The organism is Kitasatospora sp. NPDC004745, from assembly GCF_042873275.1.
Lineage (GTDB): Bacteria > Actinomycetota > Actinomycetes > Streptomycetales > Streptomycetaceae > Kitasatospora.
Window position 1 is genome coordinate 15,487 of record NZ_JBIALK010000043.1, and the last position, 14,139, is coordinate 29,625.

Here is a 14,139-nt window from a genome sequence, read left to right on the forward strand (position 1 = left end):
CCGGCCGAGCACCACGCCGCCGGGCGCCACGCCCGCCGGTCCGGCGCGTCGCGAAGAAGGAGTGGGGACGCACACCATGGCTCACGGATCACGCCCTGCCACGCCGTTGCTGTGGGCCCTCTCCGGCGGCACCCCGGCCGCGCTCGCGGCGGACGCGGCGCACCTGCACCGCCACCTGACGGCCCACCCCGGGACCACCCCCGAGGACGTGGCGCACGCACTCGGCGCCCGCGCCGCCGGCCCGCACCGCGCGGCCCTCGTCGGCACCGACCGGGCGGGGCTGCTGGAGCGGCTGGCCGCGCTCGCCGCGGGCCGGCCCGCGCCGGGCCTGGTGACCGGCACCGCCGCGGACGGCACCGCCGCCTTCGTCTTCCCCGGCCAGGGCTCCCAGTGGCCGGGCATGGCCGTCGAGCTGCTCGCCGCCTCCCCCGCCTTCCGCAGCCGCCTGGACGACTGCACGCAGGCCCTGGAGCCGTTCACCGGCTGGTCGGTCCCGGACGTGCTGCGCGCCGCTCCCGGCGCGCCCGCGCTGGAACGCGCCGACGTCGTGCAGCCGGTGCTGTTCGCGGTGACGCTGGCCCTGGTGGCGCTCTGGGAGTCGTACGGCGTCCGGCCGGCGGCGGTGCTCGGGCACAGCATGGGCGAGATCAGCTCCGCGGTCGTCGCCGGGGCGCTCGACCTGGACGACGCCGCCCGGGTCGCCGCGCACTGGAGCCGGCTGCAGGCGACCCTCGCCGGCCGGGGCGAGATGGTCTCCGTGATGGCCTCCGCCGAGCGGGTGCGCCCGCTCCTGGCCCGCTGGGGCGGGCGGCTCACCGTCGCCGCCGTGAACGGCCCCGGCTCGACGGTCGTGTCGGGGGACGCGGACGCCGCCGCCGAGCTGGTCGGGCACTTCGACCGGCTCGGTCTGCACGCCCGGACCGTCGCCGTCGGCCTGGCCGCCCACTCCCCGCACATCGACGCGATCCTGCCCGAGCTGCGCGACGCCCTGGCCCCGCTGCGCCCGCGGCCCGCCCGGCTGCCGTTCTACTCCGGCCTGACCGGCGGCCTGCTGGCCGACCCGGTGCTGGACGCCGACCACTGGTGCCGCAACCTGCGGGGCACCGTCCTCTTCGCCCGGGCGGCCGAGGCCCTGCTGACCGACGGCCACCGGCTGCTGCTGGAGGTCAGCCCGCACCCGGTACTCACCTCCGCGCTGCAGGAGACGGCCCGCGAGTGCGGCGCCGACGCCCGCGTCCGGGGCTCCCTCCGGCGCGAACAGGGCGGCCCGGACCGGGCCCTGACCACCCTCGGCGAGCTGTTCGTGGACGGCCACCGGCCCGACCTCACCGCGCTCGCCGCCGAGGCCGGCGGGCGCGACGTGGCCCTGCCGGACCCTGCGGAGGACCAGGCCGCCACCCCCGGGGCGGGCGAACCCCCGGCGACGGAGGGGCTGGTGGAGCAGCTCACCGGCCGGTCCGAGCGGGAGCAGCACGCCCTGCTCCTCGACCTCGTCCAGCGGACCGTGAACGACGCGCTGGCCCGCACCGGGCCCGTCCCCGCCGACCGCGCCTTCCTGGACCTCGGCCTGGACTCCGTCACCGCGCTGGAGATCCGCAACCGGCTGGGCGCCGCCGCCTCGCTGCGGCTGCCCGCCACCGCCGTCTTCGACCACCCCACCCCGCGGGCGCTGGCGGCCCACCTGCGCGCCGAGCTGCTCGGCGGACCGCCCGGTGACGGGTCCGCCAGCGCGGCCGCACCCGCGGTCCGGTCCGCCGGCGAGGACCCGGTGGTGATCGTCTCGATGGGGTGCCGCTACCCGGGCGGCGCCGACACCCCGGAACGGCTCTGGCAGCTCGTCGCCGAGGGCGCCGACGCCGTCACCCCCTTCCCGACGGACCGCGGGTGGGGCCTCCCCGCGGAGGACGGGCCGGCCGGACGCCGACCGGGCCGCTACTACCAGCGGGCGGCGGGCTTCCTGCACGGGGCCGACCGGTTCGACCCGGCGTTCTTCGACATCTCGCCGCGCGAGGCGCTCGCCATGGACCCGCAGCAGCGGCTGTTGCTGGAGATCGCCTGGGAGGCGTTCGAGCGGGCCGGGATCGACTCGACCACCCTGCGCGGAAGTCGGTCCGGGGTCTTCGTCGGCGCGATGACCATGGACTACGGCCCGGGCCTGACCGCCGCGTCCGACCTCTCCGGCCACCTGCTGACCGGGACCACCGGCAGCGTGGCCTCGGGCCGGCTGGCCTACGTGTTCGGGCTGGAGGGCCCGGCCGTCACCGTCGACACCGCCTGCTCCTCCTCCCTCGTCGCCCTCCACCTGGCGGCCCGGGCGCTGCGGGACGGCGAGTGCGACCTCGCCCTCGCCGGCGGCGTCACCGTGATGTCCACGCTCGGGATGTTCATGGAGTTCAGCCGCCAGGGCGGGCTGGCTCCGGACGGCCGGTGCAAGGCCTTCGCGGCGTCCGCGGACGGCTTCGGACTCGCCGAGGGCGCGGGCATGCTGGTGCTGGAGCGGCTGTCCGACGCCCGGCGCAACGGGCACCCGGTGCTGGCGGTGCTGCGCGGCTCCGCCGTCAACCAGGACGGCGCCAGCAACGGGCTCACCGCGCCCAACGGGCCCTCGCAGCAGCGCGTGATCCGGGCCGCGCTCGCGAACGCCGGGCTCACCGCCGCCGAGGTCGACGCCGTCGAGGCGCACGGCACCGGGACGACGCTGGGCGACCCGATCGAGGCGCAGGCGATCCTCGCCGCCTACGGGCAGGACCGGCCGGAGGGCCGGCCGCTGTGGCTCGGCTCGCTCAAGTCCAACCTCGGCCACGCGCAGGCGGCGGCCGGGGTCGGCGGGGTGATCAAGATGGTGCAGGCCATGCGCAACGGGGTCCTGCCGCAGACCCTGCACGTGGACGAGCCGTCCCCGCACATCGACTGGTCGGCGGGCGCGGTCGAACTGCTCACCGAGGCCCGGAGCTGGGACACCGACGGACGGCCGCGACGGGCGGGCGTCTCCTCCTTCGGCGTCAGCGGCACCAACGCCCACGTCGTCCTGGAGGAAGCCCCCGTGGAACGGGGCTCCGACGCGGGCGAAACCGGCGCCGGCGTGCTGCCGTGGGTGCTCTCCGCGCGCACACCGGAGGCCCTGCGTGAGCAGGCGGCTCAGCTGGCCGACGTGGAGCGTGACCCGAGCGACGTGGCCCACACCCTCGCCCGCGGCCGCAGGGCGTTCGAGCACCGTGCGGTGGTCGTCGGCGACCACGACACCCGCACCGCCGCCCTGCACGCCCTCGCCACCGGCGAACCCCACCCCGCCCTCATCCAGGCCACCACCACCGGCACCGCCGCACGGACGGTGTTCGTCTTCCCCGGCCAAGGCTCCCAATGGGCCGGCATGGCCGCCGAACTCCTCGACACCGAACCCGTCTTCGCCCAACGCATCACCGACTGCGAGACCGCCCTCACCCCCCACGTCGACTGGTCCCTCACCGAACTCCTCCGCACCCAGGCCGCGCTGGACCGGGTCGACGTCATCCAACCCGCCCTCTTCGCCGTCATGGTCTCCCTCGCCGCACTCTGGCAACACCACGGCATCCACCCCGACGCCGTCATCGGCCACTCCCAAGGCGAAATCGCCGCCGCCGTCGTCGCCGGCGCCCTCACCCTCGAAGACGGCGCCCGCATCGCCGCCCTGCGCAGCCAAGCCCTGCGCAGCCTCGAAGGCCAGGGCGGCATGACCAGCATCAACCTCCCCCAGACCGACACCGAACAACTCATCGCCCCCTGGGCACCCGACCTCACCATCGCCGCCCTCAACTCCCCCCACACCACCGTGGTCTCCGGCACCGTGCAAGCCCTCGCCGCCCTCCACACCCACTGCACCACCCACGACATCCGCCACCGCCCCATCGACGTCGACTACGCCTCCCACTCCCCCCAAGTCGACCAACTCCAGCAGCAGTTGAACCAACTCCTCACCGTCGACGCCACCACCCCCCGCATCCCCATGCTCTCCACCGTCACCGGCACCTGGCTCACCACCCCACCCGACACCGCCTACTGGTACACCAACCTCCGCCAACCCGTCCTCCTCGCACCAGCCCTGGAGAAACTCCACCAAGCCGGCCACACCACCTACATCGAAACCACCCCCCACCCCGTCCTCACCATCACCATCGAGGAAACCCTCGACACCGCCACCGCCATCCCCACCCTCCGCCGCCACGAAGGCCACCACACCCGATACCTCACCTCCCTCGCCCACGCCTGGACCCACGGACTCCCCGTCCACTGGCACCTCACCGGACACCACACCGACCTCCCCACCTACCCCTTCCAACGCGCGAGGTACTGGCTGGAGCCGGAGCCGGCCGAGGCCACCGCCCCGACCGATGACGGGCTCTGGGCGGAGCTGGCGCAGCAGGACGTGACGGAGCTGTCGGCCGCGCTGCGGGTCAGCGCCGACAGCCTCGACGAGGTGCTTCCCGCGCTGTCGCGGTGGCGCGGCGGGCGGGCCGTCGAGGCCCGGGCGGACGGCTGGCGCTACCGGATCGGCTGGCGGTCACTGGCGCTGCGGCCGGTGGCGGCGCCGGCCGGCCGGTGGCTGGCGGTGCTGCCGGAGGCGGGCGAGGGCGCCGAGCTGGTCAACGCGCTGGCCGCCGCCGGGCTGGACGTGGTGGTGGTACGGGCGGCCGGTGGGCCCGGGGAGGGGCGGAAGTCGCTGACGGCCCGGCTGCTGGAGGCGGTGGACGGCGCTCCGGTGGCCGGGGTGCTGTCGCTGCTGGCCCGGGAGGGCCGGGCGCATCCGGGGTTCGCCGAGCTGCCGGGGGCGGTGGCGCTGACCCTGGCCCTCGTCCAGGCGCTGGGCGAGGCCGGGATCGGTGCCCCGCTGTGGTGCCTGGTGACCGGGACGGCGGTGCTGGGTGGGGGCGAGCGGCCGGGCGATCCCGTCCAGGGCGCGGTGGCGGGGCTGGCCAGGACCGTGGCGTCGGAGCACCCGGAGCGCTGGGGCGGTCTGGTCGACGTTCCGGAGGTGCTGGACGGGCGGGCGGCCGGGCGGCTGTTCGCGGTGCTGGCGGCGGGCGGCGACGAGGACCAGGTGGCCGTGCGCTCGACCGGTGTGCACGGGCGGCGGCTGCTGCCCGCCCCGGTGGCGACGGGCGCAGGCGCGGCGAGCTGGCGGCCGGACGGCCCGGTACTGGTGACCGGCGGGACGGGCGCGGTGGGCGCCCGGGTGGCGCGGTGGCTGGTCGCGCAGGGCGCCGAGCGGGTGGTGCTGGTGAGCCGCCGCGGTGCGCAGGCGCCGGGTGCGGCGCAGCTGCGGGCCGAGCTGGGCCCTGCGGTGGTGGTGGCGGGTTGTGATCTGGCGGACCGGGAGGCGCTGGCGGCCGTGGTCGCGGAGCACCGGCCGCGGGCGGTGGTGCACGCGGCCGGGGTGCTGGACGACGGGATGCTGGACGCGCTGACGCCGGAGCGGATGGCGGCCTCGCTGCGGGCGAAGCTGACCGGCGCCCGGCACCTGGAGGAGGCGACGGCGGGGCTGGAGCTGTCGGCGTTCGTGGTGTTCACCTCGCTGATGGGTGTGGTCGGCAACGCGGGGCAGGGGAACTACGCGGCGGCCAACGCGGCGCTGGACGCGCTGGTGGCGCGGCGCCGGGCGGCCGGCCTGCCGGGCACCTCGATCGCCTGGGGTGCCTGGGGCGGTGCCGGGGACGACGGGGCCGGCGCCGGCATGTTGAGCGCCGAGGTCGCCGGGCGGCTGCGGGAGCGCGGGCTGCCGGCGATGGCGCCCGACGCGGCGGTCACCGCGGTGGGGCGGGCGCTGCGCGAGGGTGACGAGCTGGTGGTGGTGGCCGAGGTGGACTGGCGCCGGTTCGCCGCGGCGGGCGGGCTGCGGCCGGCCCTGCTGGAGTCGCTGCCCGCCCCGGCCGGCCGTCCGGACGCGACGCCCGGGGCTCGGGGCGCGACGGCCGGACGGCCTGCGGACGGCCCGGAGCGGGCCGGGGGCCTGGCGGGTCGGCTGGCGCAGCTGCCGGCCGGTGAGCGGCTGCACGTGCTGACCGACCTGGTGCGGTCCCACGCGGCGGCGGTGCTGCGCCACGGCGACACCGCGGCGCTGGCCCCGGGCCGGGCGTTCGCCGAGCTCGGTTTCGATTCGCTGACCGCGGTGGAGCTGCGCAACCGGATCGGCGCGGCCAGCGGGTTGCGGCTGCCCGCGACGGCGCTGTTCGACCATCCGACGCCGCTGGCGCTGGCCGGCCGGCTGCTGGCGGAGCTGGGCGATCTCGGGACACCCGACAGTTCGAGCGGCAGCGCCCGCGGTAGTGCGGACGACCGGGGCGCGACCGGGCCGGATGCCGCAGGCACCGCCCGCGAGCCGCTCGCGGTGGTCGGCATGGCCTGCCGCTTCCCCGGCGGGGTGGCCGACCCGGCCGCGTTCTGGCAGCTGCTGGCGGAGGGCCGGGACGCGGTGGGTGACTGGCCGTCGGACCGGGGCTGGGACCTGGCGGGCCTGTACGACCCGGATCCGGACCGGCCGGGCACCACGTACAGCCGTCAGGGCGGGTTCCTGCACGACGCCGCCGGGTTCGACGCCGAGTTCTTCGGGATCTCGCCGCGCGAGGCGCTCGCGATGGACCCGCAGCAGCGCCTGCTGCTGGAGTCCGCCTGGGAGGCGCTGGAGGACTCGGGGCTGGACCCGGCCGGGCTGCGGGGCAGCCGGACGGGCGTCTTCGTCGGCACCAACGGGCAGGACTACCTGTCCGTCCTGGAGGGCGCGCCGGGAGCGTCCGAGGGTCACTTCCTGACCGGGAACACCGCCAGCGTGCTGTCCGGCCGGATCTCCTACGCGCTCGGCCTGGAGGGGCCCGCGCTGACCGTGGACACCGCCTGTTCCTCCTCCCTGGTGGCGATCCACCTGGCGGCCCAGGCGCTGCGCCGCGGCGAGTGCGACCGGGCGCTGGCGGCCGGGGTGACGGTGATGAGCACGCCGAAGCTCTTCGTGGAGTTCAGCCGGCAGCGCGGGCTGGCGCCGGACGGGCGCTGCAAGGCGTTCTCGGCGGCCGCCGACGGCACCGGCTGGGGCGAGGGCGTCGGGGTGCTGGTGCTGGAACGGCTGGCGGACGCCCGCCGCGCCGGGCACCGGGTGCTCGCCGTGATCCGCGGCTCGGCCGTCAACCAGGACGGCGCCAGCAACGGGCTCACCGCCCCCAACGGGCCGTCCCAGCAGCGCGTCATCCGGGCCGCCCTCGCCGACGCCGGACTCACCGCCGCCGACGTCGACGCCGTCGAGGCGCACGGCACCGGCACCCGCCTCGGCGACCCGATCGAGGCCCAGGCCCTGCAGGCGGTGTACGGGCGGGGCCGTCCGGACGGCCGCCCGCTGCTGCTCGGGTCGGTCAAGTCCAACCTGGGGCACACCCAGGCCGCCGCCGGCGTGGCCGGGGTGATGAAGACGGTGCTGGCGCTGCGGCACGGCGTGCTGCCGCGCACCCTGCACGTGGACGCGCCGAACCCGCACGTGGACTGGTCGGCGGGCGGGGTCGAGCTGCTCACCGAGGCCCGGCCGTGGGAGACCGGCGGGCGGCCGCGGCGGGCCGGCGTCTCCTCCTTCGGGATCAGCGGCACCAACGCGCACGTGATCGTCGAGCAGGCCCCCGAGCCGGAACCGGCCCCGGCTCCGACCGCGGAGCCGGCGCCCGCCGGGCGGGCGGGCCTGCCGCTGCTGCTGTCGGCCCGCGGTGACGCCGCCCTGCGGATCCAGGCGGAGCGGCTGGCGGGCCTGCTGGCGGAGCGTCCGGAGCTGGACCCTGCGGAGCTGGGCCGGGCCCTGGCCGCCGGGCGGGCCGGGCTGGAGCGGCGCGCGGCGGTGCTCGGCACCGGCCGGGAGGAGCTCGGCGAGGGCCTGCGGGCGCTGGCCTCGGGCACCCGGTCGGCCCGGGTCGTCACCGGCGCCGTCACCGCGGCGGGCCGGACGGCCTTCCTGTTCCCCGGTCAGGGCAGCCAGCGGGCCGGTGCCGGGGCCGGGCTCTACCGCGACGAGCCGGTGTTCGCGGACGCGCTGGACGAGGTGCTGGCCGCGCTCGCACCGCACCTGGACCTGCCGCTGGCCGGGGTGATGTTCGCGGAGCCGGGCAGCGCGCGGGCGGCGCTGCTGGAGCGCACCCGCTACACCCAGCCGGCCCTGTTCGCCCTCCAGACCGCGCTGCTGGCACTGCTGCGCCACCACGGGGTGGAGCCCGACCTGCTGCTCGGGCACTCCGTCGGCGAGCTCTCCGCGGCGCACGCCGCCGGGGTGCTGGACCTCGCGGACGCCTGTGCACTGGTCGCCGCGCGCGGCCGGCTGATGGACGCGCTCCCGGGCGACGGCGCGATGGTGGCCGTGGAGGCCGAGGAGGCCGAGCTGGCGGCGGCCCTGGCCGACCCCGCGGTCTCGCTGGCGGCGGTGAACGGGCCGCGCTCCTGCGTGCTGTCCGGCGAGCGGGAGGCCGTGCTGCGGGCCTCCGAGGGGTTCCGGGCCGCCGGCCGGCGGGTGAAGCGGCTGGCCGTCAGCCACGCCTTCCACTCCGCGCTGCTGGACCCGATGCTGGCGGAGTTCCGGGCGGTGGCGGAGGGTCTGACGTACCGTCCTCCCGTCCTGTCGGTGGTCTCGAACGTGACCGGCGGGCCGGCCGGGGCGGAGCTGCTGTGCTCGCCCGGGTACTGGGTGCGGCACGTGCGCGACACGGTGCGCTTCCTGGACGGGGTGCGCGGGCTGCGCGCCGAGGGGGCCGGCACCTTCCTGGAACTGGGCACCGGCGGACTGCTCTCGGCGCTCGTCCAGGAGTGCCTCCCGGACGCGCCCGGGGGCGCCGTGCTGCCGCTGCTGCGCGAGGACCGGCCCGAGCCGGAGGCGCTGACCGGCGCGCTGGCCCGGCTGTACGTGCGGGGCGTGCCGGTGGACTGGCGGCACGGCGGACCGGGCGCGGAGCGGGTCGAGCTGCCGACGTACCCGTTCCGGCGCCGCCGGTTCTGGCCGGAGCGCCCGGCCGCGGCGGCGGACCCGGCGGCCCCGGAGCGGTACCAGGTCGGGTGGCAGCCGCTGGCCGACCCGGCGGCGGCCCGGCTGACGGGCGAGTGGCTGCTGCTGGTCCCGGAGGACGGCGACGCCGGGGACGGCTGCGCGCGGGTGCTCGCGGCGGCCGGGGCCGGGGTGCGGACGGTGCGGGTGCCCGCCGGGGCGGGGCGGGCCGAGCTGGGCGGGCTGCTGGCCGGGCCCGCCGACGAGGCCGGGAGCGAGGGGCTGCCGGCGGGCGGGGTGGTGTCGCTGCTCGGCGGCACCGGCCGGCTGCTGGAGCTGATGCAGGCACTCGGTGACGCAGGGCTGCGGGCGCCGTTGTGGTGCGTGACCCGGGGTGCGGTCACCGTGGGGCAGGACGAGGGCGCCCGGCCGGAGCAGGCCCGGCTCTGGGGCCTGGGGCGGGTCGCCGCGCTGGAGCACCCGGAGCGGTGGGGCGGGCTGGTCGACCTGCCGGCCGGGCCCGGCGAGCCGGACACCGCCGCCTGGCGCGGGCTCTGCGCGGTGCTGGCGGCCGCCGACGGCGAGGACCAGGTGGCGGTGCGCGCGGGCGGCCTGTTCGGCCGGCGGCTGCACCGGGCCCCGGCCCCCGCCCCGGCGGAGCGGGCCACCACCGGCCGGCCGTCCGGGACCTGGCTGATCACCGGGGGCACCGGAGGCCTGGGCGCGCAGCTGGCCCGGCGGCTGGCCGGCTCCGGCGTCGGGCACCTGGTGCTGGCCGGCCGGCGCGGGCCGCAGGCACCCGGGGCGGCCGAGCTCGCGGCGGAGCTGACCGCCCACGGCGTCCGGGTCACCCTGGCGGCCTGCGACGTCACGGACCGGGACTCGCTCCGGGCGGTGCTGGACGGGCTCGGCGGGGAGCGGGTGAACGCGGTGGTGCACGCCGCGGGCCTGACCTCGGGGACCCGGCTCGCGGACTGCACACCGGACGCCCTGGCCGCCGAGTCGGCGGCGAAGGTGGCGGGGGCGGACCACCTGGACGCGCTGTTCGACGGGCCGGACGGGCAGCAGCTCGATGCCTTCGTGCTGTTCTCCTCGGTGTCGGCGGCCTGGGGCAGCGGCGGACAGGGCGCCTACGCGGCGGCCAACGCCCACCTGGACGCGCTGGCCGCGGACCGCCGCGCCCGCGGGCTGGTGGCGACCTCGGTGGCCTGGGGGCCGTGGGCGGGTGACGGCATGGCGGCCGGCGCGGTCGGCGAACGGCTGCGGGCGCACGGGCTGATGCCGATGGACCCGGAGGCGGCGCTGGACGCGCTGCGGCTGGCCCTGGACCTGGACGAGACGCACGTCGTGGTGGCGGCCGTGGACTGGCCGCGGTTCGGGCGGGCCTTCGAGTCGGCCCGGCGCAGCCCGCTGCTCGCCGGACTGGTCCCCGCCGCTCCGCCGGCGCCGGAGAACGACGCCGGCGCCGAGGCCGGCGAGGAGTCCGCGGGCGTGCGGCTGAGCCGCCGGCTGGACCCGCTGACCGGGCCGGCCCGGCTGCGGATGCTGGTGGAGCTGGTCCGGGCGGAGGCTGCGGACGTCCTCGGCCACGCCGGCGCGCAGCAGCTGGAGGCCGAACGGCCCTTCCGGGAGGCCGGCTTCGACTCGCTGACGGCCGTGGAGCTGCGGAACCGGCTGGTGGCCGCCTGCGGCCGGGAGCTGGGGGTGACGGTGGTCTTCGACCACCCGACCGCGGCCGCGCTGGCCGGGCACCTGCACGCCGAGCTGTACGGCGCCACGCCGGACGGCGCCGAGCCGGCCACGGCCGGGTCGGCCGCCGCCGGGCGTCACGTCGCCGGGCTTCACGTCGCCGGGTCGGCCGGTACGGACCCGACGGCCGACGCGCCGCCGGCCGGGGAGCCGCTCGCGGTGGTCTCGATGGCCTGCCGCTTCCCGGGCGGGGTGGACTCCCCCGAGGAGCTGTGGCGGCTGGTCTCCGAGGGCCGGGACGCGGTCGGCGCCCTGCCCACCGACCGCGGTTGGCCGCTGGAGTCGCTGGTCAGCGAGGACCGGGACGCGCCCGGCACGTTCTACGCCCGGGCGGGCGGGTTCCTGACGGATCCGGGCGCCTTCGACGCCGGGTTCTTCGGGATCTCGCCGCGCGAGGCGCTGGCGATGGACCCGCAGCAGCGGCTGCTGCTGGAGACGGCCTGGGAGGCGGTGGAGCGGGCGGGCATCGACCCGGCGTCGCTGCGCGGCAGCACGGGCGGGGTGTTCCTGGGCCTGGCCTCGCAGGGCTACGGCACCGGCCCGCAGGACCCTGCGGCGGACGTCGAGGGGCACCTGCTCGCCGGGAACGTCACCAGCGTGGCGTCCGGCCGGATCGCGTACACGCTGGGCCTGCAGGGCCCGGCGGTGACGGTGGAGACGGCCTGCTCGTCCTCGCTGGTGGCGCTGCACCTGGCGGGCCAGTCGCTGCGGGCCGGGGAGTGCTCCTTCGCCCTGGTCGGCGGCGCCGCGGTGATGGCGAGCCCGGACGTGTTCGTGGAGTTCAGCCGGCAGGGCGGGCTCTCCGCAGACGGCCGCTGCCGGTCGTTCGGGGACGGCGCCGACGGCACCGGCTGGGGGGAGGGCGCCGGCGTCCTGCTGGTGGAGACGCTGGCCGAGGCGCGGCGGCTCGGGCACCCGGTGCTCGCCGTGGTCCGCGGCAGCGCCGTCAACCAGGACGGCGCCAGCAACGGGCTGACGGCGCCGAACGGGCAGGCGCAGCAGCGGGTGATCCGCCGGGCGCTGGCCAACGCGGGCCTGACGGCGGCGGAGGTGGACGCGGTCGAGGCGCACGGCACCGGCACCACCCTGGGCGACCCGATCGAGGCCGAGGCGCTGCTCGCCACCTACGGCCGGGACCGCGCCGCCGACCGGCCGCTCTGGCTGGGCTCCCTCAAGTCGAACATCGGCCACACCCAGGCCGCCGCGGGCGTCGCCGGGGTGATCAAGTCGGTGCTGGCGCTGCAGCACGGCGTGCTGCCGCGCACCCTGCACGCCGAGGAGCCCACCCGGAAGGTCGACTGGTCCGCCGGGGCGGTCCGCCTGCTGACGCAGGCGCAGGAGTGGCCGCGCACCGGGCGGCCGCGGCGGGTCGGGGTGTCCTCCTTCGGGATGAGCGGCACCAACGCGCACGCGATCGTGGAGGAGGCACCGGCGCTCACCGGGGGCGTTCCGGAAGCCACCGGGGGCACGCCGGAGGCGGCCGGGGAGGCGTCGCCCGCGGACCGGGCGCTGCCGTGGCTGCTGTCGGCCCGCAGCCCGGCGGCGCTGCGCAGCCAGGCCGGGCGGCTGCTGGCCCGGCTCGACGCCGACCCGGGGCTCGACGCCGGCGAGGTGGCCCGCACGCTGGCCGGCGGCCGGGCGGTGTTCCCCCACCGGGCGGCGCTGCTCGGCGGCGGCCGGGAGCAGCTGCGGGAGGAGCTGGCCGCGCTGGCCGACGGGCTGCCGTCGGCGGGGGTGGCGGAGGGCCGGGCCCGCGGCGGGACGGTGCTGGTGTTCCCCGGGCAGGGGGCGCAGTGGGCCGGCATGGCCGTCGAACTCCTGGACTCCAGCGAGGTGTTCGCCGCCTCGATGGCCGACTGCGAGGCCGCCCTCGCCCCGCACGTCGACTGGTCCCTCACCGACGTCCTACGCACCCACGACCCCCTCGACCGCGTCGACGTCGTCCAACCCGCCCTCTTCGCCGTCATGGTCTCCCTCGCCACCCTCTGGGGATCCTGGGGCATCACCCCCGACGCCGTCCTCGGCCACTCCCAAGGCGAGATCGCCGCCGCCGTCGTCGCCGGCGCCCTCACCCTCGAAGACGGCGCCCGCGTCGTCGCCCTGCGCAGCAAAGCCCTGCGCCGCATCGAAGGACAGGGCGGCATGGTCTCGGTGTCGGCGGGGCCGGAGCGGACCGCCGAGCTGCTGCGCGGCTACGGGGACGCGCTGTGCGTGGCCGCGGTGAACAGCCCGGAGGCGGTGGTGGTGGCCGGGGCGCCGGAGCCGCTGGCGGCGCTGCTGGCGGACTGCGAGCGGGCCGGGGTGCGGGCGCGGCTGATCCCGGTCGGGTACGCGGCGCACTCGCCGCGGGTGGCGGAGGTGCGGGAGCGGCTGCTGGCCGACCTGGCGCCGGTGCGGCCGCGGGCCGCGAGGGTGCCGCTGTACTCGACCGTGACGGGCGGGGCGCTGGACGGCGCGGAGCTGGACGCCGACTACTGGTACCGCAACCTGCGCGAGCCGGTGGCCTTCGCGGCCGCGACGCGGGCGCTGCTGGAGGCCGGGCACGGCCTGTTCGTCGAGGTGAGCCCGCACCCGGTGCTGGTCGCGGCGGTGGACAGCTCGGCGCAGGCCGCCGGGCGACCGGCGGCGGCCGTCGGCACCCTGCGGCGGGACGACGGCGGGCCGGAGCGGCTGCTGCGCGCGCTGGCCGAGGCCTGGGTCTGCGGGGCGGGCGTCGACTGGCCCGCCGGCCGGGCGGCCCGGCCGGACCTGCTGCCGACCTACCCGTTCGAGCGGGACCGCTACTGGCTGGCGACGCCGGGCCGCGGCGGCTGGGCGACCGGCCCCGACCGGGGGCCCGCCGGCGTGCCGGACCCGGCGCCGCAGGACGGCCCGCCGACCGATCCGGGGGCGGAGCTGGCGGCCCGGCTGGCGCCGCTGGACGAGGGCGACCGGCGGCGGGTGCTGCTGGAGCTGGTGTGCGCGCACGCGGCCGCCGCGCTCGGGTACGGCCGGGCGGCGGACGTGCCCCCGGAGCGGGCCTTCGCCGAGCTGGGCTTCGACTCGATGCTCGCGGTGCGGTTCCGCAACCGGCTGTGCACGGCCACCGGTCTCGCGCTGCCGCCCACGGCCGTCTTCGACCATCCGAGCCCGGCCGCGCTGGCCGCCTTCCTCCACGGGGAGCTGTGCCCGGAGCCCCGGGGGCCCGCCGAGGCCGAACTCGACCGGCTGGCCGCGGCGTTGGCCGCCCTGGACCCGGGCGATCCGGGCGCCTCGGCGGTCGACGGCCGGCTGCGGGAGCTGCTGCGCGCCTGGGGCGAGCGGGCCGGTGCCGGTCCGGACCGGGGGGCCGGGCTCGGCGCCGCGGCGGAGCTCGGCACCGCGACCGCCGACGAACTGTTCGACCTGCTCGACAACGACTTCGGAATGGCCTGAGG

Annotated in this window: 1 protein-coding gene; it reads left to right on the forward strand. The window is 78.2% G+C overall.

Annotated features, from left to right (window positions below; genetic code table 11):
• The first annotated feature begins 76 nt into the window (after positions 1–76).
• Positions 77–14,137: a type I polyketide synthase gene (locus ACFYUY_RS38255; RefSeq protein WP_387907830.1), complete on the forward strand. Its 14,061-nt coding sequence runs from the start codon at positions 77–79 to the stop codon at positions 14,135–14,137.
• Positions 14,138–14,139 lie beyond the last annotated feature (2 nt).